The sequence below is a fragment of the Denitrobaculum tricleocarpae genome, from assembly GCF_007004665.1.
Lineage (GTDB): Bacteria > Pseudomonadota > Alphaproteobacteria > Kiloniellales > Kiloniellaceae > Denitrobaculum > Denitrobaculum tricleocarpae.
Genome location: NZ_ML660055.1, coordinates 484584 through 508872 on the forward strand (window position 1 = coordinate 484584; position 24289 = coordinate 508872).

The window sequence follows — 24289 nt, forward strand, 5'->3', positions numbered from 1 at the left end:
AAGAGTTATGAAGCGCATCTTCTCGGGCGTACAGCCGACCGGTAACCTGCATCTGGGCAACTACCTGGGTGCCATCAGAAACTTCGTTGGCCTGCAGGCCGATTACGATTGTATCTACTGTGTTGTCGACATGCATGCCATCACGGTCTGGCAGGATCCGAAGGAACTGGTGGCCAATACGCGCGAAGTGACCGCAGCTTACCTGGCTGCCGGCATCGACCCTAAGAAGAGCATCATCTTTAACCAGAGCCAGGTTTCGGCCCATGCCGAGCTTGCGTGGATCTTTAACTGCGTGGCGCGGCTCGGCTGGATGAACCGCATGACTCAGTTCAAGGAAAAGGCAGGCAAGCACCGGGAGAACGCGAGTGTCGGCCTCTACGCCTACCCGACCCTGATGGCGGCCGACATCCTGGCGTATAAAGCCAGCCACGTCCCGGTCGGCGAAGACCAGAAACAGCATCTGGAGCTCACCCGCGACATTGCCATCAAATTCAACGGCGATTTTGGCCGCGAGGTCTTTCCCGTGACCGAGCCTCTGATCTTCGGTTCTGCGACCCGGGTCATGAGCCTGCGCGACGGCAGCAAGAAGATGAGTAAATCCGATCCCTCAGACTACAGCCGGATCACCATGACCGATGACGCGGACGCGGTCGCCAAGAAGATCCGCAAAGCGACGAGTGATTCGGAGTTGATTCCCGGACCGGAGATCCTCGGTGACGATGGCAAGCCGGACGAGGAGCTGCGCCGGGCGCGCCCCGAGGCGTTCAATCTTCTGACGATTTATGCAGCCCTTGCCGACGTGGAACTCGGCGAGGTTCTGCGTGACTTCGAGGGGAAGGGATTCGCCGACTTCAAAAAGGCGTTGACCGAGGTCGCGGTCGAAAATCTCGGACCGATCGGTTCGGAGATGAAACGTTTGACCGACGCGCCGGATCACGTGGATGACGTTCTGCGTGACGGCGCTGCCCGGGCACGTGAAGTCGCGGAGCCGGTGTTGCGGGAAGTCTACGACGTTGTCGGCTTCCTGAGGCCCTGAGGTCGAAGATCCGGGACAGTCGGAGGCCTGCAGCGCCTATCTATTTTAAGAGACGCGGAATTTACCCGCGAATCGAGTGATTTCGGCTGCGTTTTTTCGCGTGCGCCAAATAAAGACTGCCTAAACCATTGGCGTTCTGACGAAAAACAAGTAAGTTTGACGTGATATAGAGCGGCTGCGCGGTCGCACTAACACATCATGCTTTCATTTCAGTTTGAAGCGCCGCTATGCCGCGATCGCTACGCCTAATCTCAGTTCTGTAAAGCGATGCAGGTATATCTTCCGATCGCCGAGCTTTCTGTTGATGCCTTTCTGTTGCTGGGGCTGGGCGGCATTATCGGATTTCTGTCCGGTCTGTTCGGGGTTGGCGGCGGGTTTCTGATGACCCCGATGCTGATCTTCATTGGTGTTCCGCCGGTGGTCGCCGTCGCCACCCAGGCCAATAATGTGATCGCCTCCTCCGTATCAGGTGTTTTTGCGCATTGGCGCCGCGGTAACGTCGACTTCAAGATGGGATGGGTTCTCCTGGGCGGTGGTTTCGCCGGCTCAACGGTTGGTGTCGGCCTGTTTTCCCTGCTGCGCAGCCTGGGCCAGATCGATCTGGTCATCAATCTCTGCTACGTGATTTTTCTGGGCACCATCGGCGCTTTGATGATGATCGAGGGCACACGGGCCATGATGCGGCGGCGGCGTAAGGCTGCGCCCCGGAAGCTCCATCAGCATTCCTGGATCCATGGCTTGCCGCTAAAGACCCGCTTTCGGAAATCGCGGCTCTATATTTCGGCGCTGGTGCCCCTCGCCATTGGCTTCGGTGTTGGGGTGCTCTCGGCGATCATGGGGGTTGGCGGTGGTTTCATTCTCGTTCCCGCGATGATCTACCTTCTCGGTATGCCGACCGCGATGGTGATCGGAACGTCCCTGTTTCAAATCATCTTCGTGGCCGCGAATGTCACCTTTCTGCAGGCGGCCCAGAACCAGACCGTGGATGTGGTTCTGGCCATGCTGCTGCTGGTCGGGAGTGTTGTCGGCGCGCAGATCGGAACCCGGATCGGCAGCCGCCTTCAGGGCGATTGGCTGCGCCTGCTGCTGGGGATCCTGGTGGTTGCGGTGTGTTCCAAGCTTTTCGTGGATCTCTTCACGCCGCCGGTCGACATTTACTCTCTGGGGGTTCCGCTATGAATTGGGCCCTTGCCTCTCCGCGGTTTCGCAAAATCATGGCCGGGACGGCGGTGTTGTCCCTGATTCTGGTGATTGGCGCAGCCTCGCTGTACCGCGCCTTTCCGGCCCGCGCGGACTTGGTGGCGGACCTTTCGGATCATTTGATTGCCATCACGACAGGTTTCTCCGGTGCCAGTGTGTTGCTGTTCGGCGCTACGGAACAGCCGGGAGACATTGTCGTGATCGTGCGGGGCCCAAGCCAACCTGTTCTGATGCACCGCAAGAGCCGTGTTGCGGGGATCTGGATCAATACAGCCTCCATGACGATTGAAAACGTGCCCGGTTTCTATGCGGTTGCTTCCTCCCGCCCTCTCGAAGATGTGGCCAGCGAATCAATCCGCAGACGTCATCAAATGGGAGTGGAATACCTGCCCATCGCCCCGCCCTTGACCAAGGCATCCGCAAATATCGCCGAACAATGGAAAGCCGGTCTGATCCGCAGTCAGCAGCGCAGCGGTCTCTTCCCGAACGCGACCGGCCGTGTGAACTTCCTGGGGCAGCGGTTGTTCCGGACCCGGCTCGAATTGCCCGCCAATGTTCCGACAGGAACCTACCGGGTCGAGGTTTTTCACTTGCGTGAGGGACGCGTCGTCGGGGCGCAGACCACGCCGCTTTCGGTGAGCAAAGTCGGCCTGGAAGCGGAAGTCTTTGATTTCGCTCAGAATCGCGCTGCGTTGTACGGATTGTTTGCGATTCTCGTGGCACTAGTGGCAGGATGGATCGGACATGTTGTGTTCCGAAAAGGTTGATAACGGCCTATGAGCGACGGCGGTAACCCCAGTGGTTTGGACCAACCAGAGGTAAGTGCGACACAGCCAAAGCGCATTTTTCTGGTTGTGGTCGACGAGTCCGAAGAAATGCAGCACGCGCTGCGTTTTGCCTGCCGCCGTGCCAAAAACACCGACGGCCGGGTCGCGCTGCTGCACGTGATTGAGCCTTCCGACTTTCAGCATTGGATGGCGGTTGGGGATCTGATGCGGGAAGAAGCACGGACCGAGGCTGAGCAGCTGCTTCAAAAGCTGGCGGCCGGGGTTCATGAAATGGCCGGCAGCATGCCGGTTCTCTACGTGCGTGAAGGCGATTGCCGGGATGAGCTCTTCAAACTGCTGGATGAAGAACCGCAGGTCTCGATCCTGGTGCTGGGCGCGAAAACCGGATCTGGCGGACCTGGTCCGCTTGTCGTGGCACTGACCGGCAAGTTTCTGGGCAAGTTGCGTGTGCCGATCACGCTTGTGCCGGATAATCTGGACGACGAGACAATAGACAGCATCAGCTGACCTTACAGGTGACCCCGGTTAGATGACTCGGGTTCGTCGAGCCCACCAGAGCCGCATGGCTGCTTCCCACCTGCTTCTAAGCGTTCACAGCTTGAATTTTAGGCGTGGATCGACCACATTCAGGGGGTATCTCCGCCGTGGCCTCCGCTACGGCGCTCTGCCGCTTGGAGCCAAATGCCGTGTTTATCCAGACTGAACAAACGCCAAATCCAGCAACTTTGAAGTTCCTTCCCGGCCGGGCGGTCGTGGAGTCCGGGACGGCGAATTTTCCGGAGGCCTCGTCGGCATCGCGCTCACCACTTGCGCAGCGCCTTTTCGATGTCGAGGGAATCACCGGTGTGTTTTTCGGCAGCGACTTCATCACGATCACCAAGGGCGAAGATCGCGAATGGTATCTGCTCAAACCGGCTATTCTCGGCGTCATTATGGAGCACTTTACGGCCGGGCGGCCCGTCCTTCTGCCCGATGAAGCGCCTGACCTTGCAGCAGCGGAAGACGAGGAGCCCGATGAAGTGGTCGCTCAGATCAAAGAGCTGCTCGACACACGGGTCAGGCCTGCGGTTGCCCAGGACGGCGGCGATATCGTGTTCCACGGATTCGACGGCGGCGTCGTGTATTTGCATATGCAGGGCGCCTGTGCCGGTTGCCCCAGTTCAACCGCGACCCTGAAGATGGGGATCGAGAACATGCTGCGGCACTACATCCCCGAGGTTCAGGAAGTCCGGGCGATCGCGTAACTGTAGGATTGGAGCCGGCAGGCGACCGCCATTTCTCTCGATGACATACGAAGTCCGCTGACACTTTAAACCTGTCTGGGATTGCATATGACAGTACGGACCACCGCCGCCCGCCTTCTCGGCGCATCTCAGTCCCGCCGAGCGCTGTCCGGCAGGCTTGCGCTTTGCGCCATCGCGATCGTCGGCCTGGCATATTCGGCGCTTCTGTCGGGGTTGCCCGTGCGTCAGTCTCTCATCGAAGACAGCAATCACGCGCAAGACATCTGGCATCCGGCGCCCGGGGCCCTGGCGGGTTCCCAGGTCATTCGCCCCGTCACTTCCGATCACTTTGAAGCCTTGTTGAAGCAGGCGGATTTCGATCTCCAAGCGGTCCGAGCCGAGACGGCTGCCGTTCCCAGGATTTACGTCCGTCGCCTTCCAGTCGATCTGGTGGAAGTCGACGACACCCTGCGCAGGAAAAAGCTTTTCTTCGGCGCCATGCTGCCCCTGATCCTGATGGCCAATGAAGAACTCCGGGCCGAACGCGCTCATGTCGAAGCGCTGAGGGACCGCTATCCGGCCGTAACGAGAGAGACCGGCCTCGCTCAACTCACCGATGTCGATCGCCGTTGGCTCGAAGCTGTTCATGATCGTTACGAGACCGAAGCCGGGGATTGGCACGCCCTGCTGCTGCGTCTCGACGAGATCCCGGTCAGCCTGATCATGGCACAAGCCATTCAGGAGAGCGGCTGGGGGACGTCGCGCTTTGCCCGGGACGGAAACGCCCTCTTCGGGCAGCGGACCTGGAACCCGGACGAAGAGGGTCTTGTGCCTGATTTGCGGTCAGAGGGGCAAACCTACCGGGTGAAAAGCTTTCCGGACCTGATGGCCGCCGTCCGTTCCTACATGCGCAACCTGAACACCCATGACGCCTACAAGGACCTGCGGGCGCAACGGGCCAAGCTGAGGAAACAGCCGGCCAACGCGCCGGGACGTCAACTCGCATCGAGCTTGACCCGATATTCAGAGGAAAGCGCCGGTTACGTGAAGGCGCTGAGGGGTCTGATCCGCGACAATGATCTGAGCGCCCTCAACAGGGCGCGCCTGCGCCCCAACCATGATCTCGTGGCTTCTCGCGGTCCGGCGGATTTGTAGAGCGCCGGCTCACGGCCCTCTCCCTGTACAGGCGCTCCGAACCTTATCGCTTGTCACGAACGCGGGATATAGAACTGCTTGCCCAGCCAACGCCAGCGGCGGTCCGGCCCGGGCAGTGTGCAGTTGATGCGCCGCCGTCCCGGTTTGAGTGCGCTATCGATGCGCACTTCCACCCGGTCCAGGCCGAGCTGCTCGACAACCACTTCATGGTTGCCCGTGTAACACTGCAGACCGTTGAGTGACTGAACTTCGGCCGTAACGGTAAAGCCATAGGCCGGCGGATTGGTCTCCTCACTCAGCAGAAGGTCACCGGGTGTGACGTCGGTCACGGGCAGTGGCAGGGAGTTCACGGTCAGACGGAAGCGGTCGAGTCCACCATAGGTCTCGCTTAAGGGAAAACGCGGCAGGGTAAAGAGGTCCTCTGTGCGGCCGATCGCACCTGACTGTTGGCCAACCGCAGCCTCGAAGCCGGCCTCGCGCGCCACTTCGACCAGTTCGGTTCCGTATTCGCCGTAGGGATAGGCGAAAATCGTGGCGGCCGCACCCAGTTCTTCCTGAAGCCGTCGCCCGGCTTCTTTGATTCTCGCGAGATTTGAGGCCGAATCCGCCTCGATCATGTGGCCGTGTTTCGAGCCATGCAGCCCAATCGTGACGATCGGCTGTTTTGACAGTTCACGGAGCTGATCCCAGGTCATGAAGTCCGGATAATTCCGGTCTACGGCATCGCTGGAGACGAAAAGCGTAAAGGGCAGATTGGCCGCCCGCAGCCGGGGCCAGGCTTCGCGGAACACCGAGGCGTAGGCGTCGTCGATGGTCAGAACCACACTGCGGTCCGGCAGTGTGCGTCCTTCGCGCAGGGCGCGCACCACCTCGGTCAGGGGCAGGACATTGTAGTTGCCGGACTGCAATTCCGCGATATGGGCTTCAAACTGTGCGAGTGTGATATTGGTGGCCGGAAAGCCGCTTTCCCCGAACCTCTGGTACATGACGGCAACGGCACCATTATCCGCCGCCGGTCTGGCTTCCGGATCGGCTTCGGTTCTTGCCGGCGGTTGAGCCGGGTCCGGGGTGCTATGGGCCGGTGCCGTTGTGGCTTGTGCAGGGGGGACGGGTGCAAAAACCACCGGACTCGCGCCAAGGATCAACGCGAGCGCAAGGCTCCAACAGATTTTTCTGACCGGAGAAGAGGTTTTTACAGGGGATGTCACGCCAACCCATCCTTTTGATTTTAAACAAATTCTTTCCAATTGCCCGCATAACCCGTGGCGATCGGATGGAATCCCTGCGAATTTGATAACACATCAATTGTTATCGCATTCTAAACGTTGGCATTTTGCGTCTCTTTCGCTCAGGATCAGACCGGTCTATTCTTTTCCGAAATTCTAAAGGATGCCGGTTTACTGGCCGTGGTGATGATGGCCTGGCGTTGGGGTGTTCGCCGTTTTCAGACTGGATCCGGTGAATGAGGTTGAAGAACACAGTGTTAGAGCGCAGATCGCAGCCCCGTCCGCCGGGCCGTGCGAGCACCCGCTCTGAAAGGGGAACGAATCTTGAGCAATATCTTAAGCGACACCGATCTGGGGATTCTGTTTCGGGATGCCCGAACGCATTCGGAATGGCTGGATAAGGACGTGAGTCCGATCCTGCTCGAGGCGATTTACGATCTGGTCAAGATGGGCCCAACCAGTTTCAACTGTAATCCGCTCCGAATTCTGTATCTGACGACGCGCGAATCGCGCGAACGGCTGCGTCCAATGCTCTCGAGAGGAAATGCGGACAAAACCATGGTGGCGCCGGTCACCGCGATTCTTGCCTGGGACACGCAGTTTTATGAGCTCCTGCCCAAGCTCTTTCCGCACAGTGATGTCCGCGCCAATTTCGAGGGCAAAGCGGAGCATTGCGAAACCACCGGCTTCCGGAACAGCTCGCTTCAGGGTGCATACTTTATCATCGCCGCCCGCGCGGTGGGTCTGGATTGCGGACCCATGTCCGGTTTTGATAATGAAAAAGTGGATGCCGAGTTTTTCCCGGATGGCCGCCTCAAGTCCAATTTTCTATGCAATCTTGGCTATGGCGACGCGTCAAAACTGCGACCGCGCTCTCCCCGGCTTGATTTCGACGAGGCCTGTCAGATCCTCTAAGACGATGCGGTTTTCCAAGGGCACGGGACTTCTGGTGGAATTCTCCTTGCGTGACGGCAGCCAGTGTCATTTATGAGGGCCCGAGCCTTCATCGGGGGTTTTAGAGGTGGATTGCCTGAGGAATGCTCCGGCGGTAATAGCTGTGTGTCCGTCATCCGTGGGATAGATGAAGCAACCTGACAAGATATTGGCTCTCGATGCCGCAGGAGCCGCCTGCTCTGCGGCGGTCTGGTGCAACGGCGGGGTGGCCGCGCATTGCTTCGAGACCATGTCGCGCGGCCAGTCCGAGCGGCTGGTGCCCATGGCCGATCAGGTGATGGCACAGACCGGGCTCGACTACGGGCAACTCGATGCCATTGCCGTGACCCTGGGACCAGGCGGTTTCACTGGCGTGCGGATCGGCCTTGCCACGGCACGCGCCTTTGCCCTCGCCCTTGGTATACCCGTGATCGGGGTCAGCAATTTCGAGGCAGTCGCTGCAGCTGCCTTGCCGCAGGAATGTGCGGGGCGCAGTCTTGCCGTGGTTCTCGACGCCAAGCGCGCGGATCTTTACGTTCAGGCTTTCGTACTGCGCGATCCCGCAGATCTTGAGACTACAGACCTTGAGACTGCAAACCTCAATTCTGGAGCTATGGGCCGGCTTGAGTCTTTGACTGAGCCTGCGGCCCTGCTGCCGGAGGCTCTGACCGCCGCTTTGCCCGGCGGACCCCTGCTTTTGATCGGGGATGCTGCGGATGTTGCTGCCGATGCGCTTCGCGCTGCGGGCCGTTCGGTCGAGGTTTCGCGGGGAAGCGGCTTCGCGGACGCCGCCCGCGTGGCCGCGCTCGCGGCGTCACGTCCGCTGCCAGACGGAAATATGCCCGCGCCGGGCCCCCTCTATCTTCGTGCGCCTGACGTAACTTTGCCCGGCGGACGTCCATTTGGCGCACGGCCCGGCGCCGTTCGCTCCAGTTAAAGCATATTCCGATAGATCTTGTTTCTGAACCCGTAGAGAGAGTCAGTCGCATGCATTCAGATCGCGCCATCGAGATTCGCGATCTTCGTCCGGCCGACGCGGCTCTGGCTGCCGCATTGCATGCGGATGGTTTTGGGCAGGACCCCTGGCCTGTGTCGGCCTTTTCCGAACTCCTCGCCACACCTGGAACTTTTGGTTTCCTGGCATTTGAGGCGGCTGCGCCTCTTGGGTTCCTGCTCTGCCGGGCGGCTGCGGATGAATGCGAGATCCTGACCATCACGGTTTTAGAGGCCGCGCGCCGGCGGAGCGTCGGTTCGCTGCTGCTCTCTCACGGCTTGAATCATGCGGCGGCGATAGGTGTGCGGAATGTCTTCCTTGAAGTTGCCGTCGATAACGCTGCGGCGATAAGTCTCTATCGGCGCGCCGGCTTCGCGCAGACAGCCGTCCGGCCTGCTTACTATCGCCGGAAAAACCCACAACAACGGGTTGATGCGGCGGTCATGGCGCTGACTTTGGAAGCCGGGCCGGAAGCGAAAACCTAACTCGTGTTACGAGAGTCGCCGTTTCGGGTACGTCGGTCACCGGGCAACATAACGCCAGTCTTCGATGCATATTTAGCTAAATGGATCCTAACTAAAAGGCGCATCCTTTTGAAAAATAATACAGGTGGACAAAACAAACGCGGTTGATTTATATGAAGCCAAGATCAAAAAAATCTAGTGTCCACAAACGAGTAAGAAAAAATAATGTCTGAAGAAGCCCAATCGGACGAGCTTTTGGAACTCACGGCCCAGGTAGTTGCCGCGCATGTTTCAAACAACTCCATCCCTGTAAATGATCTTCCACAACTAATTCGGGAAATTTATCAAACAATGGCGAGCGTCGGCGCTGCCGACGGTCGCATGGCGGAACGCCCGAATCCTGTTGTTCCCGTCAAAAAATCCGTTACGCCTGATTACATCGTATGTCTTGAAGACGGCAAGAAACTGAAGATGCTCAAGCGGCATTTGAAAACCGCTTACGACATGTCGCCTGAAGACTACCGTGAGCGTTGGAACTTGCCTCAGGACTATCCTATGGTTGCGCCAAATTACGCGAAGCAGCGTAGCCGGCTTGCGAAACAAATCGGCTTGGGAACCAAATCCCGCCGTTCGAAACGTTAGCGGTCAGCAGTCTGCCAACGTGGTTTCCTGCGCTTGCAAAGGGTCTTGAAGTGACTCTTGTGCCAAAGCATTTAAAAAGCGCTGCTCTGCATTGGCCGGGTGGCGCTTTTTACGTTATAGTCCTCCGCGATAGGTTTCATTTTACGGCAGAATCATGACGTCACGCCTCGAACAGTTATGTGTAGACAAGGGATTGAAGATGACCGAGCAGCGCCGGGTCATTGCCCAGGTCCTCTCCGAGTCAACAGATCACCCGGACGTTGAGCAGGTTTATCAGCGCGCCTCCAAACATGACCAGAGAATCTCAATTGCTACGGTCTACCGCACAGTAAAGCTCTTCGAGGAAGCGAATATTCTCGAGCGTCACGATTTTGGCGACGGGCGGGCCCGCTACGAAGAGGTGCCGACGGAGCATCATGATCATCTTATTGACGTAAACAACGGTGACGTTATTGAATTCAGTAACGAAACCATTGAGAAACTTCAGCAACAGATCGCCGAGTCTCTCGGATACAAACTGGTAGGCCATCGCCTGGAACTCTACGCGGTTCGCCAGAACGAAGATTCCCATTAAGGATAAGGAGTGGCATTAGGTGGTGCCCGCCGTGTCCGCAGCGCTCAGATCTTTACATTCTTTCGATCGGGCGAAGCATTTGTTACAGGAACTTTCATCAAGTGAAGCCGGTGACGCGATCGTGAAGGGGAAGCCTTGATGGTACTGCTGGATACGACAGAGGGTCGCCCGATCGAGGAACGATCGAACAACATCGTGCTTCGACTGGCGGAATCGGCAGCGGAGGTCCGGGCGGCGCAGGCTTTGCGCTATAGGATTTTTTATCGCGACATGGCTGCAAAACCCTCCGCAGAGGTGGCCGCGCTTGAGCGCGATTTCGACGAGTTCGATGACTATTGCGATCATCTGCTCATGCTGGATCAATCGCTTGGCGGCGGCCCGGAGTCCGTGATCGGAACCTATCGGCTCATGCGCCGCGAAGCTGCGGCACGTTGCGGCCGGTTCTATTCCGCCGATGAGTACGACATTTCCAAGCTGCTCGATCATCCCGGTGAGATTCTCGAACTCGGCCGCTCCTGTATCGACCCGGACTACCGCAAGGGCTGGGCGATGCAACTCCTTTGGAAAGGCATCGTCGCCTACGTCATGACCTACGATGTCGAGCTGATGTTCGGCTGCGCGAGTCTCCCCGGAACGGATCCGCAGGCTTTGGCCTTGCCTCTTTCTTATCTGTACCGGCACCATTTGGCACCCGAGGATCTCAGGCCCCGCGCCGTCGCAAGCCGCTATCAGGCTATGGATTTGGCGCAGGAAGAAGACATTCTGCCCAGGCAGGCGCTCCGCGAGATGCCGCCGCTGATCAAGGGTTATTTGCGGCTCGGCGGCTATGTCGGCGATGGCGCAGTGGTCGACCACGAGTTCGGAACAACCGACGTCTGCGTCGTTGTTCAGATGGCTTCCGTGACCGGAAAGTATCGACGCCACTATATCGGCGACGAGGTGAAACGGGCCGGCGAGGCTCCAGTAGAGACCTTGCCGACGTCCGGCGATCAGCCGGCGACCGACGGGCAGGACGACGGCTAGAATGGACGCTGTCGATGTTATGGATCCGTCGCGGGAGTCGACGGATCCCAATCCCGGATCGTTCCTGCGGTCACTCTGCCGTATTCTTGTCTACGCTGCCTTTACGATCGTTCTGATACCCATCCAATATGTTGCTGTGCTCAGAGGCTCCAATCTGCAGCGCAGTTTGCCGCGCTGGTATCACCGGCAGTGCTGCAGGATCCTGGGGTTTCGGGTTGAACGACGCGGCCGGCAATCCCGCACGCATCCGACACTCTATGTCGCAAACCACAGCTCCTACATTGACATCATGGTGCTGGGGTCGCTGCTTCAGGCGTCTTTCATCGCCAAGTCCGAGGTGGCGAGCTGGCCGTTTTTCGGCTGGCTGGCAAAACTACAGCGATCGGTTTTTGTCGAAAGGCGGCGGCACAAATCGGGCGAAGGCCGGGATGAGATGACGTTGCGCCTGCAGGCGGGCGACGATCTTCTCCTGTTTCCCGAGGGAACATCCAACGACGGCAATTCGGTCCTACCCTTTAAGTCTGCGCTCTTTGCGGCCGCCAAGACCGAGTTCGACGGACAACCGATAACGGTGCAGCCGGTATCGGTTGCTTACACAAGACTCGACGGCGTGCCCATGGGACGCTATCTAAGGCCCTTCTTCGCCTGGTATGGCGATATGGAACTGGCGGGTCATATATGGCGCGCCGTTGGTTTGGGGTGGGTCACGGTGGTGGTCGATTTCCATCCGCCCGTCACGCTCGACGAGTTTAACTCGCGCAAAGCGATGAGCGATCACTGTTATCGTCAGGTGTCGATCGGTGTCGCCGCCGCTTTATCGGGCCGTCCGCGCAAGCGGGTCGAACAACTTGTTGCAGCACGCGAATTGGCTCGACTGACCGATGAGCGTCCGCTGGAAGAGCGGCGAAAAGCGGATCGGCGGATAAGTCGAGCTGAAGATGTCCAAGAGCCGGAAACGCCGGCTTCGGCGTCCCCGCCAGTTGTGAGTTCGGCGCCAGTTGTGAGTCCGGCGAAGGAATGAACGAAACGTCTCGTTTGAGCCCGTCTGCGGTTGCTGTTTAAGACCGCATCGACTGGCCGATCCGAGCATGCGGGTATAGCAAAAAGTGTCAAAGAAGCTTTTTATAAAGACCTATGGCTGCCAGATGAACGTCTACGATTCGACGCGCATGTCGGACGTTTTGGCGCCTCTGGGGTATTTGCCGACCGATCAGCCGGACGGCGCGGACATGATTATTCTCAACACCTGCCACATTCGGGAGAAAGCCTCCGAGAAGGTGTTTTCCGAGCTTGGCCGCCTGAAGCAGGTGAAGCAGGAAAAGAGTGCTGATGGCGGGCGCATGATTCTGGCCGTGGCCGGCTGTGTCGCGCAGGCGGAAGGTGATGAGATTCTGCGGCGGGCGCCTCAGGTGGATCTGGTGTTCGGTCCTCAGACCTACCACCGTCTCCCGGAACTGGTGACGCGCACTCTACGTGAGGAAAACGCGGGCGGTGTTCTGGATATCGATTTTCCGCTTGAGTCGAAATTTGATGCCTTGCCGGAAGAGTCGGTCGTCGAGGGTTCGGCGGCGTTTCTCTCCATTCAGGAAGGCTGTGATAAGTTCTGCACCTTCTGTGTCGTGCCCTACACCCGCGGTGCGGAATTCTCGCGTCCCGCTTCGGACATCTTTGCCGAGGCGCAGCGTCTCGTGGCAGCGGGTGCTCGGGAAATCACGCTGCTGGGTCAGAATGTGAACGCCTATCACGGCAGTGCGCCTTCAAGTGTCTTTGCGGCCCAGAGCGGCGCATCTGTAACCCCGGGGACATGGGGGCTTGGCCGCCTGCTTCGTTATCTGGCGGAAATTGATGGCCTGGAGCGCTTGCGCTACACCACGTCTCACCCCCGGGATATGGATGATGAGTTGATTGCGGTTCACGGCGACGAGCCTAAGGTCATGCCTTATCTTCACTTGCCGGTCCAATCCGGCTCGGACCGGATACTCGAGGCGATGAACCGGCGCCATACGGCGGATGACTACCGGCGGGTCGTCGAGCGCTTGCGCGAGTCTTGCCCGCAGCTTGCTCTCTCCTCGGACTTTATCGTTGGCTTTCCTGGCGAACGTGATGAGGATTTTGCCGATACACTGCGGCTGATTACCGATGTCGGCTACGCCCAGGCTTATTCTTTTAAGTACAGTCCGCGGCCTGGCACGCCTGCCGAAGCGATCGAACAGCAGATCGACGAGACGGTGAAAAGCGAGCGTCTGGAAACCCTGCAGAACCTGTTGTCGGCACAGCAAGTGGCTTTCAACCAGGCGTCTGTCGGACACACCATGCCGGTTCTGATGGAAAAGACCGGGCGCCGGGAGCACCAGCTCTCGGGGCGTAGCCCGTTTATGCAGTCGGTGTTTGTCGAAGCCAATCGGCGTCTTCTGGGGGAAGTCGTCGAAGTGCGGATCGACAAGGCACACGCCCGCAGCCTGGAGGGCTCGGTCGTGACCGGAAGCTACAACGGCATAGCTGCAGCAGGGGCAACATCTTCCAGCCAGGCGCCCTCTTCCAGCCAGGCGCCCTCTTCCAGCCAGGCGACCGGGCCGGTCGGTGGCCCGGCGATGGAGGCCGCATCTTGAACCGGTCTTCTGGAAAGGGCTCTGAGGGCCCGGCAGTCATAGAATTTGACGATAACGGACTTCTTCCTCTGCTTTACGGCGAACACGATCAAAATCTGGCACGGTTGGAACAGCGGCTTGGCGTTCGTGTGGCGTCCCGCGGAAACCGGCTTTCGATCTCTGGCCCGCCCGAACAGGTGCAGGCGGCAAGCGACGCGGTCAATGCCCTCTACGAGAGACTGCGCAAAGGAATGGATGTTGGCGAAGGCGAAGTTGATGCTGCCGCACGGATGGTCCAGACCGACCTGCGGGAGCCGGATAAGAAGGCCTCGGTTGAATCCATGCATGGCGACGACCTGACCATTGTCACCCGGCGCCGGAAGCTCACACCGCGCTCGCCGGGACAGGCACGTTACATATCCGCGCTGTTGGATCATGAACTGGTCTTTGGCCTGGGGCCTGCGGGAACCGGTAAAACCTATCTCGCGGTCGCAGTGGCGACATCGATGCTGATCACCGGCCGCGTTGAACGCATTATTCTCTCGCGTCCCGCCGTCGAAGCCGGTGAGCGTCTGGGTTTTCTACCGGGTGATATGCGCGACAAGGTGGACCCTTATCTCCGCCCCCTTTATGACGCGCTGCACGATATGCTGCCTGCGGAACAGATTGCGGGACGGCTGGAAAGCGGCGAAATCGAGATTGCGCCGCTCGCCTTCATGCGGGGCCGGACCTTGAGCAACGCCTTCGTGATCCTGGACGAGGCCCAGAATACGACGCCGGTGCAGATGAAGATGTTTCTGACCCGTTTGGGGGAGAATGGCCGGATGGCGATTACGGGCGATCTCTCTCAGGTTGACCTGCCCAAGGGCCAGCTCTCCGGACTCCAGGACGCCGTCGATACCCTGCGCGGCATGAAAGAGCTTTCCTTTGTGGAGTTCACCAACGCCGATATCGTGCGGCATGATCTTGTGACCAAGATCGTGAAGGCCTATGAAGCGCGTGACAAACCCTCGGGCTCTTGACAAGATCGGGATGCGCGATGCGCGAGCTGCACTTGGGTTTCGGCCGGTTTCAAGTCGCGGTAGGAGTTTCGATGTTGCGGGACGGGGGCACAACCGTTCAATCAGGAAAGACCTTGGTCCAGGTGTGCATGTGTAAACATTGCGTCGATACGGCGGCAGTTCGCTTGAGAAGATGAACGACGACCCTGATAGTACCAGCTTAAATATGGAAATCGCGGTTCTCGATTCGCTCTGGCATGAGATTCTCCCCGATTTATCTCCATCGGATGACGTGTCTGTCGATCCTGGTTGCGGGTTGGACCACGGGACCGGGGCGCGTGACGACGTGATTCAGCGCGCCGCCGCCGCGGCTTTTGCCGGTGCGGCTCCGGCGTCGTTGCGCGAAGGCCCCGTCGAGCTGAGCCTGGTGCTGGTCGACGATGCACATATACAGACCCTGAACAACGACTACCGGGGCTTCGACAAGCCGACCAACGTCTTGTCCTTTGCGGCTCTGGATGATGAGGACACTCTGCCGATGAGCGCGCACGCGGAGGGTCCCCTTTTGCTGGGGGACGTCATCCTGGCCAGAGAAACGGTCGCCCGCGAGGCGGCCGAGCAGAACAAGAGCCTGAACAGCCATATCAGTCATCTGGTCGTTCATGGCGTGCTTCATCTTCTGGGCTTCGATCACGAGACGGATGAGGACGCGGAGGAGATGGAGGGGCGTGAAGTCGAGATTCTTGCGGGCCTTGGTATTGCCAATCCCTACCGCAATGTCCGGGACGAACCAACTCAATCCGGTCAGGAAACAATGGCGGGTTCACAATGAGCGAAGCGGCAGGCAACGACAAACCGGCCAGATCGGGTGAGTCATCCGCGCTCGGCGGGCTGAAAACCTGGCTGTCAGGGCTGTTCAAGTCGCGCAACGGTGACTCGCAACTGCGCGAGACCATTGAAGAGATCATCGTCGAAATCCAGGAGAACGAGGACGAGAGCGAGGCGGCGACGCCGATCAGCACAGACGAGCGAATGATGCTCGGCAATATCCTCAAGCTCCGGCATCTGACGACCTATGACGTTATGGTTCCGCGGGCCGATATCGTTGCGGTGGATATCAACACACCCATAGAAGAGCTGATCGAGGTGATGAGCCGCGCCGGGCATTCCCGTTTGCCGGTGTTTCGCGGGACCCTGGATGACGTTGTCGGGATCGTGCATATCAAGGATCTGCTGGAACATACGAAACAGCAGAAGCCCTTCAAGCTCGCGGATATCGTTCGCAAGGTTCTGATCATCGCGCCCTCCATGCGGGTTCTCGATCTCTTGCTGGAGATGCGCCTCTCCCGGGTCCACCTGGCGCTGGTTGTCGACGAATTCGGCGGTATCGACGGCTTGCTGACGACCGAGGACCTGCTGGAAGAGATCGTTGGCGAGATCGAGGACGAACACGATGTTGATGAAGGTCCCAAGCTGGTCGAGCGTTCAGACGGACTGCTTGTTGCGGATGCCCGCGCAACGGTGGAGGAATTCGAGGAGCTGGTTGGACCGGTTCTCTCCGACCAGGAACGCGACGAAGACATCGACACTCTGGGTGGACTGGTGTTTTTCCTGGCCGGCCGCGTTCCGGCGCGCGGCGAGTTGATTGTTCATCCTGCGAGCGGGATCTGTTTCGAAATTCTCGAGGCGGATCCGAGGCGGGTGAAGCGATTGCGCATTCGGGAACTTCCACAGCGTCCAGAGTCCGAAGACACGGATGATTGAAGCTTTTCCTGGACGCTGCGCCGTATTTTTTGCGGCACTCAAAGGCTGGCGGCGTTATGCGACGGCGGCGCTTTTGGGGGCATTAGCGGCCTTGGCCCTGCCGCCGGTCCATCTCTTTCCATTCCTGATTCCCGCATTTTGCGGCCTGCTCTGGCTGCTCGACGGTCTCGACCGGCCGCGTCAGGCAGCCCTCCTTGGCTGGAGTTTCGGCCTCGGTCATGGGGTGGTCGGAGTCTACTGGGTCGGCCATGCCTTTCTGGTCGACGCTGCGCAGTATGGGTTTCTCATGCCCTTTGCGGTCCTGGGTCTCGCTGGGCTGCTGGCCGTGTTTCAGGCTCTCGCGCTCTATGCCGTTGCGTTACTTGCCTGGAACGGTGCCGCGCGCGTCGTTGGCCTGGCGGTTTTCTGGGTGCTGGCCGAATGGCTGCGGTCCTGGATTTTCACCGGGTTTCCCTGGAACCTCATGGGCAGCGTCTGGAGCTTCTCCCCGGCCATGCTGCAACTGGCAGCCTTGGCGGGCATCTGGGGCTTGTCATTCATGACGCTTTTGGCCGCTGCCGCGCCAGCGGCACTTGTCTGTCGTGATGGCCAGCCAAATCGGCCGGGCGGTGCAAACCGCGCCGCGGTTCTGGTCTTCCTGATTCTGCCGGCTGTCGTCTGGGGCGCGGGCATGGCCCGGCTTGCCTCGGCGCCCGATCCCGATGCCCATGTCGTCGAAGATGTCATGCTTCGGCTGGTTCAGCCCAATGTCGAGCAATCGGAGAAATGGCGCCAGGATCTGCGGCTTGGACATGTCAATGACATCATCCGGCTGAGCCGCGCGCCGGGTTTTGAGAAAGTCACGCATGTCATATGGCCGGAAACCGCCATTCCCTTCCTTTTGTCCAATGATGAGAGGGATGCCCAGCTGCGCCGCTTGATCGCCTCTGCGGCGCCCGCGGGCGGCTTACTGCTGACGGGCGTGCCGCGCATGGGGGCGGGACAAAACGGCGCGCTTGAACGGCCGACTGCCGGCCGGCCTCTGACTTGGAACAGTTTCCAGGTCTTTGATGTGACCGGCTCGCTTGCGGCGAATTACGACAAGTTCCATCTGGTTCCCTTCGGTGAATATGTGCCCTTTCGCGGGCTTCTCTCCTTTTCGAAACTGACGGCCGGGCGGGGCGATTTCTCCTCGGGCCCGGGCCCGACCACCCTGTCCCTGCCCGGCCTTCCGCCGGCAAGCCCGTTGATCTGTTACGAAATCATCTTCCCGGGACAGGTGGTTGATCCGGGCGAGCGGCCCGGCTGGATCATCAACGTGACCAACGATGCCTGGTTCGGCGACTCTTCCGGACCAAGGCAGCATTTCGTGTCCGCACAGCTCCGTGCAGTCGAAGAGGGGATTCCCGTAATTCGGGTGGCAAATACCGGAATCTCTGGTGTCATTGATGGTTACGGCCGCGTTTTGAGCCGAATTGAGCTTGGAAAGTCGGGCGTCCTCGATGTTGCGCTTCCCAAGCCGGTTGTTAATCAAGAAATTTATTCAATATCAAGTGGTTGGAAACTTATCACACAGTTGTTCCTTTTCATCGCGCTTGGATTCGGTCTAAGAAATTTCAGCTAAAACTTGAATAGCTTGGGTATTTACCTGACGTAAAGTCGCGAAAAACCGTTGACCGCATACAGTAGTATGCTTATAACAGAGAATAGTAATAGTGGATAAGCTTAAGGATAATTCGACGATGAGTGGCGTTCAGGAAATGCAGCCGGTGCGCGGAAAAGGAAAGCCAAACCCTATCGACGTCCATGTTGGTAGTCGCATCAGGCTTCGCCGTACCCTCCTCGGTATGAGCCAGGAAAAGTTGGGCGAGGCCATTGGCCTGACGTTCCAGCAAGTTCAAAAGTACGAGCGTGGAGCAAACCGTGTCGGTGCGAGTCGTCTTTACGATTTGTCTCGGGTTCTCGACGTTTCAATTGGTTATTTCTTCGCGGAAATGCCTGACACTGTTGCTGCGCAGTCCCCTGTGCAGATCCGTGACATGGGTGTGACCGACGAGGAGATGTACACCCACGAACCAGATCCGATGGCGAAGCGTGAGACCCTCGAACTGGTTCGGGCGTACTACAAGATTTCTGATCCGCAGGTGCGCAAGCGTTTGTTCGAAATGACGAAAGCTCTGGGCGCCGCTTCCGACGGCGAATAGTAGCGGTCACTCTCCGGGTTTGCGGAAGGTCTGCGTTCGACGACCTCTCTGTCGATCCTTGGGTGAGTGCGAGGCGCTCGCGGACGGTTGTGTTTTTTTTGGACGCAGCCGAGGATTTTAGGTGCATAACGCGATCAGCCTCCCCGGTTGATCGCGTTTGTTCTTGACCTTTCGCGTGCATTTTGGTTCTAGAGGCGCCAGTCGTTTTCGGAAACGCGTTTCCGATTGGCGCCTGAATTCTTTTTTACACAATTCGATCGCGTCGTATCGAATTCTAATCTGTGCTGATGGGGGACCTAATAGTGCACGAAGAGAGCTTTCTGTTTACCAGTGAATCTGTCTCTGAAGGTCACCCGGACAAGGTTTGTGACCGGGTTTCAGATGCGGTGGTAGATACCTTCTTAACGCACGATCCGGAAGCGCGCGTCGCGGTTGAAACACTCTCGACGACAAACCGCATTGTTCTCGCGGGAGAAGTGCGCGGACCGGCGGAGGTGACCCCCGACCTGATCGAGCAGGTGGCCCGGAGCGCGGTGAAGGACATCGGCTACGAACAGGACGGCTTTCATTGGAACACGATGGACGTCAGCAATTACATCCATGAGCAGTCGGTGGATATCGCGGTCGGTGTCGATGCCGCCGGCAACAAGGATGAAGGCGCTGGGGATCAGGGGATCATGTTCGGCTATGCCTGCCGCGAGACCGAAGTTCTGATGCCCGCACCAATCTTTCTGGCACATAACATTTTGAAATCTCTTGCGGAAGCCCGGCATTCCGGGGCTGAACCGGGCCTTGGTCCCGATGCCAAGAGCCAGGTCACGCTGGAGTACCGTGATGAAATGCCGGTGCGTGCCACCTCGGTCGTGGTTTCGACGCAGCATGCGGAAGATCTCGACCAGGATGCCATCCGAGAGATCGTTCGTCCGCACGTCGTAAACGTCCTGCCGGAAGGCTGGATGTGTGATGAACATGAGTTCTACGTGAACCCGACCGGACGCTTTGTCATCGGCGGCCCCGATGGCGATGCCGGCCTGACCGGGCGTAAGATCATCGTGGATACCTATGGTGGTGCGGCGCCGCACGGTGGCGGTGCCTTCTCCGGCAAGGATCCCACCAAGGTCGACCGTTCAGCAGCCTATGCAGCGCGCTACCTGGCCAAGAACGTGGTCGCGGCCGAACTGGCGGACCGCTGCACGATCCAGCTTTCCTACGCGATCGGTGTCGCCAAGCCTCTCTCGGTCTATGTGAATACCCACGGGACCGAAAAGGTCGACTTCACCCGCCTCCCGGCGTTGCTGGGTCAGAACATGGACCTTTCGCCCCGCGGCATTCGCGAGCACCTCGGCCTGAATAAGCCGATCTATGCGCGGACGGCGGCTTACGGCCACTTCGGCCGTGCACCCGATCCCGATGGCGGTTTCTCTTGGGAGCGGACGGACCTGGTTCCCAGCTTGAAGGCTGCTTTCGGCGCATAAGGCCGTTTTGTTCATGGCCGGAGCCTCTGTGCGCTCCGGCGGAACATGGGATAAGCTTGTGATCGGTTCGAGTTGTTAGAGGCCGGGACCCGGAGCATGTCGAAACCGTCCCATATTCCGGAGCGTCAGTTCTATGGCCGCCGGCATGGCCGTCCTCTGCGGGCAAAGCTGCAGGCGCTGGTCGAGACTCTGCTGCCACGTCTGCGGATCGATCTGCCCGCCGAAGCAGACCGCGTGGCTGATCTTCCGGCCCTCTTTCTGGAGGGGCAGGCCCCCAGCCCGGATCATGTGGCCGCCCCGAAATCGGAATTCTGGCTGGAGATCGGTTTCGGCGGTGGCGAACACCTGGCCTGGCAGGCGGCGCATCGCCCGGAGGTCGGTTTCCTGGGCGCGGAATACTTCTTCAACGGTATCGCCAGCCTGCTGCGTCATATCGACGACCGGCGGCTCGAGAACCTCCGGATTTACGATGGCGATGTCCGTGACCTTCTGCCCCGGCTCCCTGCGGCGTCACTGACCAGGGTCTTCATTCTTTTTCCCGACCCCTGGCCGAAGTCGCGTCACAATAAGCGCCGGTTGGTTCAAGATGATACGCTCGACGAACTGGCGCGGGTTTTGGCCGATAACGCCGAGTTGCGCCTGGCAACTGACGATCCGGATTATCTGTGCTGGATGCTAGAACATCTGATGCGGCGGCGCGATTTCGTCTGGACGGCGGATCAGGCACAGGATTGGCGCCGGCGCCCGGAGGACTGGCCGGAGACCCGTTACGAGCGTAAGGCGATCGAAGCCGGGCGGAAACCGGCCTACCTGAAATTCCGCCGCCTGCCGCGCGCCGCGGTAGGCCGCGCCTTTCCTTGAGAAAAGCCTTGCGGTGCTGCTGGTTCCAGCGTTAGATTGCGACCGCTATACGGGTTTGATGCGGTCTGGTTGGTTTGACTGCATTGGGCTACCAAGCAGGTGGGCCTCCGGCCCACTTTTTTGTTAGGTGTTCTCGAATTGGAGTTCGGTGCTTGAACGACGCCCCTGAAAAGGCAGTGACGAAGCGTGCCAAGACCAGTGAGGGTCTTGCCGCACGGGTTGAGGAGCTGATCGCGCCGACCATTGAGGATATGGATTACGATATCGTCCGCGTCCGTTTGGGCGGCGACCGGCGTACCGTTCTTCAGATCATGGCCGAACGCCGGGACGAGGCGGCGATGACCGTTGAGGATTGTGCCGACATCAGCCGGGCGGTTGCGGCGATCCTCGATGTTGAGGATCCGATCTCGCAGGCTTACGAGCTGGAGGTCAGTTCCCCGGGGCTCGACCGGCCCCTGACCCGCCTCACGGATTTCGAGCGTTTCGCGGGATTTGAGGCGAAGGTGGAAACTTCGATGCCGATGGATGGCCGGCGCCGGTTTTCCGGCCGCCTGCTGGGGGTCGAGGGTGAAAATGTGACGCTGACGGTGGATGGCCAGGCGGTCAGCCTGCCGTTTGAGGATATTGCCAAGGCAAAATTGGTGTTGACCGACGAATTGATTGCGGCGCATCAGGACGCACAGCACTAGAGTATAGGCGTGGTTTGACTATATGAGGTGCAGAGCCGCTCATGCGGCTCGGGATCGGCGACCCGGCAGAAGGCCGGGGTCCAATCCGGCTGTTGCGAAGTGATGAGCGGCAATGACGGAATCAGGAAACGAGTGATCATGGAAACGAGTGTTCTTTACAAAACCGAGCTTTTGCAAGTTGCTGACGCGGTTGCCCGGGAAAAGTCGATTGAGCGGGACGAAGTTCTCGACGCGATGGAGCAGGCGATCTCCAAAGCGGGGCGTGCGAAGTATGGTCACGAGCACGATATCCGCGCCGAGATCGACCGTAAATCCGGTGAAGTGCATCTGCGACGTTACGTCGAAGCGGTCGAGGAAATCGAGAACGAGCAGACTCAGATGATCCTGAAAGACGCGCAAATGCGTCAGCCGGGCATCGAGCTGGGCCAGCACATCATCGAGGATCTCCCGCCGATTGATCTGGGCCGCATTGCCGCTCAGACCGCCAAGCAGGTGATCGTTCAGAAGGTCCGTGAAGCAGAGCGTTCCAGGCAGTTCAAGGAATACCAGGACCGCGTTGGCGAAGTGATCAACGGCATCGTGAAGCGGAACGAATTCGGCAATGTGACCGTCGATCTGGGACGCGCCGAAGCCATGATGCGGCGTGACGAGACCCTGCCGCGTGAATCCTTCCGCACCGGCGATCGGGTCCGCGCCTATATCTACGATGTGCGTGAAGAGCAGCGCGGTCCGCAGATTTTCGTTTCGCGCAGTCATCCCCAGTTCATGGCCAAGCTCTTTTCTCAGGAAGTGCCTGAGATCTATGACGGTATTATCGAGATCAAGGCGGTGGCCCGCGATCCCGGAAGCCGCGCCAAGATCGCCGTCATTTCAAACGATTCCTCGATCGATCCGGTCGGCGCCTGTGTGGGTATGCGCGGCAGCCGCGTTCAGGCGGTGGTCAGCGAACTTCAGGGCGAAAAGATCGACATCATTCCCTGGTCGCCGGATACGGCGACCTTCGTGGTTAACGCCTTGGCGCCTGCCGAGGTTTCCAAGGTGGTTCTGGATGAAGAAGCCGGCCGGATCGAGGTTGTCGTTCCCGACGAGCAGCTCTCCCTGGCGATCGGCCGGCGCGGACAGAATGTCCGCCTGGCCTCGATCCTGAGCGGTTGGGACATCGACATCATGACCGAGGAGGAAGAATCCCGGCGCCGTCAGGAAGAGATCAAGCAGCGCTCCCAGATGTTCATGGATTCCCTTGATGTCGACGACGTGATTGCCCACCTGCTCGTTGCCGAGGGCTTCACCTCCATTGAGCAGGTCGGATTCGTGCCTATTGACGAGATGGCGTCGATTGAAGGTTTTGACGAAGACGTGGCGGAAGAGCTGCGGGCCCGGGCCAGGGGCTTCCTGGAGGAGCAGAACCGTCAGTTCGAGGAAGGCCGCCGCGAGCTTGGTGTCGACGATGCCATTGCGGCGATCGCCGGCGTGACGCCCGCGATGCTGATTAAGCTCGGTGAATCCGAGGTCAAGACTCTCGATGATCTTGCTGATCTCGCCGGTGATGAGCTCGTCGAGTTGCTGGGTGACCTGGCACCGGGCCTGGACGAAGCCAACGAAATCATCATGGCCGCACGAGCCCATTGGTTCGATGATGAAGAGGCGCCCGCAGCTGCTGGCGCCGCTCCGGCGGCCGCCGATGCCGCCTCTGAAGCTCAGTCCGAGCCTCAGGCAGAAGCCTGAGTCCGGGCGGTGGTACGGGTTGCACATGATGACGGAGGCAGAAAGCGCACAGTCGGCTGATCCAGGCTTGAGAAAGCCTGAAGCAGCGGACTCACGCCGTTCTGCCAAGGAAACTCTGCGCCGCTGCATCGTCAGCGGTGAGCGACACCCACCCGCCGAGCTCCTGCGGTTTGTCGTTGGACCGGATGGAACGCTGGTTCCGGATCTGGCCTGCAAGTTGCCAGGACGCGGATTGTGGTTGTCTCCGCGCCGAGATATGATAGACAAGGCTCGTACCCGCAATCTTTTCGCCCGCGCGGCGAAATCGGCTGTGCATGTACCTGAAGATTTGGGTGTGTTGGTCGAGCGGTTGCTCGGCGTTCGGTGTCTTGAGCTTATCAGTCTAGCGAAGCGTGCCGGACAGTTGGTTGCCGGACACGATAAGGTCAAGTCGTGGTTGGCGGCGGGTAAGGCGGGTCTTTTGATCCAGGCTGCGGATGCGGCCGAAGACGGACGCGGGAAGCTGCGTGCGCTGGGACGGGCGGTAACGCCCGGTTTGCCGGTGCTGGAACTGTTTGATGCTGAGCAACTGGGGCGTACACTCGGTCGTCCGGCGTCGGTGCATATCGCCGTCGCGCCGGGCGGTTTCGCTGATCGTATTGCCGCGGAAGCGGCAAAATTAGCGGGTGTTCGGCATGGCGAATTAGAAGCTCCGGGCGGGACAGTCCCGAACGGACGACGACCTGGAAAGTGAGTGCCGGGAACA

General features: G+C 59.2%; 25 protein-coding genes. 24 read left to right on the plus strand and 1 reads right to left on the minus strand.

The features are described 5' to 3' along the window. The first annotated feature begins 7 nt into the window (after positions 1 to 7). From trpS to FKG95_RS14570, 6 genes are all read left to right on the plus strand, one after another. Positions 8 to 1036, plus strand: coding sequence for a tryptophan--tRNA ligase (gene trpS / locus FKG95_RS14545; protein WP_142897080.1), 1029 nt, complete (start codon positions 8 to 10; stop codon positions 1034 to 1036). Positions 1037 to 1303: 267 nt separating this feature from the next. After that, complete coding sequence (locus tag FKG95_RS14550; RefSeq protein WP_142897081.1) at positions 1304 to 2215, plus strand: sulfite exporter TauE/SafE family protein; 912 nt, start codon at positions 1304 to 1306, stop codon at positions 2213 to 2215. Next, the gene (locus FKG95_RS14555; RefSeq protein ID WP_246116783.1) at positions 2212 to 3003 is read left to right on the plus strand and encodes a TIGR02186 family protein; all 792 of its coding nucleotides are present in this window, start codon (positions 2212 to 2214) and stop codon (positions 3001 to 3003) included. The genes FKG95_RS14550 and FKG95_RS14555 overlap by 4 nt, the downstream gene beginning before the upstream one ends. Positions 3004 to 3012: 9 nt before the next feature. After that, positions 3013 to 3531 carry a universal stress protein gene (locus FKG95_RS14560; RefSeq protein ID WP_142897082.1) on the plus strand — a complete coding sequence of 173 codons (519 nt, stop codon included), beginning with the start codon at positions 3013 to 3015 and terminating at the stop codon, positions 3529 to 3531. A gap of 179 nt (positions 3532 to 3710) precedes the next feature. Next, positions 3711 to 4268: a NifU family protein gene (locus FKG95_RS14565; RefSeq protein ID WP_142897083.1), complete on the plus strand. Its 558-nt coding sequence runs from the start codon at positions 3711 to 3713 to the stop codon at positions 4266 to 4268. Positions 4269 to 4355: 87 nt separating this feature from the next. Continuing rightward, positions 4356 to 5402 carry a glucosaminidase domain-containing protein gene (locus FKG95_RS14570; RefSeq protein ID WP_142897084.1) on the plus strand — a complete coding sequence of 349 codons (1047 nt, stop codon included), beginning with the start codon at positions 4356 to 4358 and terminating at the stop codon, positions 5400 to 5402. Between the two features lie 53 nt (positions 5403 to 5455). Here FKG95_RS14570 and FKG95_RS14575 read toward each other — a convergent pair whose 3' ends face one another. Next, positions 5456 to 6610 carry a polysaccharide deacetylase family protein gene (locus FKG95_RS14575; protein WP_142897085.1) on the minus strand — a complete coding sequence of 385 codons (1155 nt, stop codon included), beginning with the start codon at positions 6608 to 6610 and terminating at the stop codon, positions 5456 to 5458. A gap of 342 nt (positions 6611 to 6952) precedes the next feature. Here FKG95_RS14575 and FKG95_RS14580 point away from each other — a divergent pair, with 342 nt between their 5' ends. The 18 genes from FKG95_RS14580 (at position 6953) to FKG95_RS14665 (ending at position 24277) form a co-directional block, all read left to right on the plus strand. Beyond that, the gene (locus FKG95_RS14580; protein WP_142897086.1) at positions 6953 to 7543 is read left to right on the plus strand and encodes a malonic semialdehyde reductase; all 591 of its coding nucleotides are present in this window, start codon (positions 6953 to 6955) and stop codon (positions 7541 to 7543) included. Between the two features lie 166 nt (positions 7544 to 7709). Then, positions 7710 to 8498 (plus strand): tRNA (adenosine(37)-N6)-threonylcarbamoyltransferase complex dimerization subunit type 1 TsaB, encoded by a 789-nt coding sequence (gene tsaB / locus FKG95_RS14585; RefSeq protein WP_142897087.1) that lies wholly within the window; start codon positions 7710 to 7712, stop codon positions 8496 to 8498. 50 nt (positions 8499 to 8548) lie between these two features. Beyond that, positions 8549 to 9040, plus strand: coding sequence for a GNAT family N-acetyltransferase (locus tag FKG95_RS14590; protein ID WP_142897088.1), 492 nt, complete (start codon positions 8549 to 8551; stop codon positions 9038 to 9040). Between the two features lie 204 nt (positions 9041 to 9244). Then, positions 9245 to 9661: a Ros/MucR family transcriptional regulator gene (locus FKG95_RS14595; RefSeq protein ID WP_142897089.1), complete on the plus strand. Its 417-nt coding sequence runs from the start codon at positions 9245 to 9247 to the stop codon at positions 9659 to 9661. 154 nt (positions 9662 to 9815) lie between these two features. Continuing rightward, the gene (locus FKG95_RS14600; RefSeq protein ID WP_142897090.1) at positions 9816 to 10235 is read left to right on the plus strand and encodes a Fur family transcriptional regulator; all 420 of its coding nucleotides are present in this window, start codon (positions 9816 to 9818) and stop codon (positions 10233 to 10235) included. Positions 10236 to 10373: 138 nt separating this feature from the next. Continuing rightward, positions 10374 to 11258 carry a GNAT family N-acetyltransferase gene (locus FKG95_RS14605; RefSeq protein WP_142897091.1) on the plus strand — a complete coding sequence of 295 codons (885 nt, stop codon included), beginning with the start codon at positions 10374 to 10376 and terminating at the stop codon, positions 11256 to 11258. A 1-nt stretch (position 11259) separates the two neighbouring features. Then, positions 11260 to 12279, plus strand: a complete 1020-nt coding sequence (locus FKG95_RS14610) for a lysophospholipid acyltransferase family protein (protein ID WP_246116784.1) — start codon at positions 11260 to 11262, stop codon at positions 12277 to 12279. An 85-nt stretch (positions 12280 to 12364) separates the two neighbouring features. Then, complete coding sequence (miaB, locus tag FKG95_RS14615) at positions 12365 to 13867, plus strand: tRNA (N6-isopentenyl adenosine(37)-C2)-methylthiotransferase MiaB (protein WP_142897092.1); 1503 nt, start codon at positions 12365 to 12367, stop codon at positions 13865 to 13867. After that, positions 13864 to 14868, plus strand: coding sequence for a PhoH family protein (locus FKG95_RS14620; RefSeq protein ID WP_179954100.1), 1005 nt, complete (start codon positions 13864 to 13866; stop codon positions 14866 to 14868). Before miaB ends, FKG95_RS14620 begins: the two co-directional genes overlap by 4 nt. A gap of 172 nt (positions 14869 to 15040) precedes the next feature. Beyond that, on the plus strand, positions 15041 to 15679 hold the full coding sequence (ybeY, locus tag FKG95_RS14625; protein WP_142897093.1) for an rRNA maturation RNase YbeY: 639 nt from the start codon (positions 15041 to 15043) through the stop codon (positions 15677 to 15679). Further along, positions 15676 to 16611: a hemolysin family protein gene (locus tag FKG95_RS14630; RefSeq protein ID WP_142897094.1), complete on the plus strand. Its 936-nt coding sequence runs from the start codon at positions 15676 to 15678 to the stop codon at positions 16609 to 16611. The genes ybeY and FKG95_RS14630 overlap by 4 nt, the downstream gene beginning before the upstream one ends. Further along, complete coding sequence (lnt, locus tag FKG95_RS14635) at positions 16604 to 18214, plus strand: apolipoprotein N-acyltransferase (protein WP_142897095.1); 1611 nt, start codon at positions 16604 to 16606, stop codon at positions 18212 to 18214. Before FKG95_RS14630 ends, lnt begins: the two co-directional genes overlap by 8 nt. Positions 18215 to 18332: 118 nt before the next feature. Next, on the plus strand, positions 18333 to 18794 hold the full coding sequence (locus FKG95_RS14640; RefSeq protein ID WP_142897168.1) for a helix-turn-helix domain-containing protein: 462 nt from the start codon (positions 18333 to 18335) through the stop codon (positions 18792 to 18794). A 302-nt stretch (positions 18795 to 19096) separates the two neighbouring features. Then, complete coding sequence (metK, locus tag FKG95_RS14645) at positions 19097 to 20269, plus strand: methionine adenosyltransferase (protein ID WP_142897096.1); 1173 nt, start codon at positions 19097 to 19099, stop codon at positions 20267 to 20269. Between the two features lie 114 nt (positions 20270 to 20383). Continuing rightward, a complete protein-coding gene (gene trmB / locus FKG95_RS14650) occupies positions 20384 to 21130 on the plus strand; it encodes a tRNA (guanosine(46)-N7)-methyltransferase TrmB (protein ID WP_425456758.1) in 747 nt (248 codons plus the stop codon). A 152-nt stretch (positions 21131 to 21282) separates the two neighbouring features. After that, the gene (gene rimP / locus FKG95_RS14655) at positions 21283 to 21819 is read left to right on the plus strand and encodes a ribosome maturation factor RimP (protein WP_425456757.1); all 537 of its coding nucleotides are present in this window, start codon (positions 21283 to 21285) and stop codon (positions 21817 to 21819) included. 138 nt (positions 21820 to 21957) lie between these two features. After that, the gene (gene nusA / locus FKG95_RS14660; RefSeq protein ID WP_142897098.1) at positions 21958 to 23544 is read left to right on the plus strand and encodes a transcription termination factor NusA; all 1587 of its coding nucleotides are present in this window, start codon (positions 21958 to 21960) and stop codon (positions 23542 to 23544) included. A gap of 25 nt (positions 23545 to 23569) precedes the next feature. Beyond that, positions 23570 to 24277, plus strand: a complete 708-nt coding sequence (locus tag FKG95_RS14665; RefSeq protein WP_246116785.1) for an RNA-binding protein — start codon at positions 23570 to 23572, stop codon at positions 24275 to 24277. Positions 24278 to 24289 lie beyond the last annotated feature (12 nt).

What these genes read in the sequence shown, in the direction of transcription:
- trpS (WP_142897080.1), top strand. Translation starts at nt 8, where the DNA reads ATGAAGCGCATCTTCTCGGGCGTACAGCCGACCGGTAACCTGCATCTG.
- FKG95_RS14550 (WP_142897081.1), top strand. Translation starts at nt 1,304, where the DNA reads ATGCAGGTATATCTTCCGATCGCCGAGCTTTCTGTTGATGCCTTTCTG.
- FKG95_RS14555 (WP_246116783.1), top strand. Translation starts at nt 2,212, where the DNA reads ATGAATTGGGCCCTTGCCTCTCCGCGGTTTCGCAAAATCATGGCCGGG.
- FKG95_RS14560 (WP_142897082.1), top strand. Translation starts at nt 3,013, where the DNA reads ATGAGCGACGGCGGTAACCCCAGTGGTTTGGACCAACCAGAGGTAAGT.
- FKG95_RS14570 (WP_142897084.1), top strand. Translation starts at nt 4,356, where the DNA reads ATGACAGTACGGACCACCGCCGCCCGCCTTCTCGGCGCATCTCAGTCC.
- tsaB (WP_142897087.1), top strand. Translation starts at nt 7,710, where the DNA reads ATGAAGCAACCTGACAAGATATTGGCTCTCGATGCCGCAGGAGCCGCC.
- FKG95_RS14590 (WP_142897088.1), top strand. Translation starts at nt 8,549, where the DNA reads ATGCATTCAGATCGCGCCATCGAGATTCGCGATCTTCGTCCGGCCGAC.
- FKG95_RS14595 (WP_142897089.1), top strand. Translation starts at nt 9,245, where the DNA reads ATGTCTGAAGAAGCCCAATCGGACGAGCTTTTGGAACTCACGGCCCAG.
- FKG95_RS14600 (WP_142897090.1), top strand. Translation starts at nt 9,816, where the DNA reads ATGACGTCACGCCTCGAACAGTTATGTGTAGACAAGGGATTGAAGATG.
- FKG95_RS14605 (WP_142897091.1), top strand. Translation starts at nt 10,374, where the DNA reads ATGGTACTGCTGGATACGACAGAGGGTCGCCCGATCGAGGAACGATCG.
- FKG95_RS14610 (WP_246116784.1), top strand. Translation starts at nt 11,260, where the DNA reads ATGGACGCTGTCGATGTTATGGATCCGTCGCGGGAGTCGACGGATCCC.
- ybeY (WP_142897093.1), top strand. Translation starts at nt 15,041, where the DNA reads ATGAACGACGACCCTGATAGTACCAGCTTAAATATGGAAATCGCGGTT.
- FKG95_RS14630 (WP_142897094.1), top strand. Translation starts at nt 15,676, where the DNA reads ATGAGCGAAGCGGCAGGCAACGACAAACCGGCCAGATCGGGTGAGTCA.
- lnt (WP_142897095.1), top strand. Translation starts at nt 16,604, where the DNA reads ATGATTGAAGCTTTTCCTGGACGCTGCGCCGTATTTTTTGCGGCACTC.
- FKG95_RS14640 (WP_142897168.1), top strand. Translation starts at nt 18,333, where the DNA reads ATGAGTGGCGTTCAGGAAATGCAGCCGGTGCGCGGAAAAGGAAAGCCA.
- nusA (WP_142897098.1), top strand. Translation starts at nt 21,958, where the DNA reads ATGGAAACGAGTGTTCTTTACAAAACCGAGCTTTTGCAAGTTGCTGAC.
- FKG95_RS14665 (WP_246116785.1), top strand. Translation starts at nt 23,570, where the DNA reads ATGATGACGGAGGCAGAAAGCGCACAGTCGGCTGATCCAGGCTTGAGA.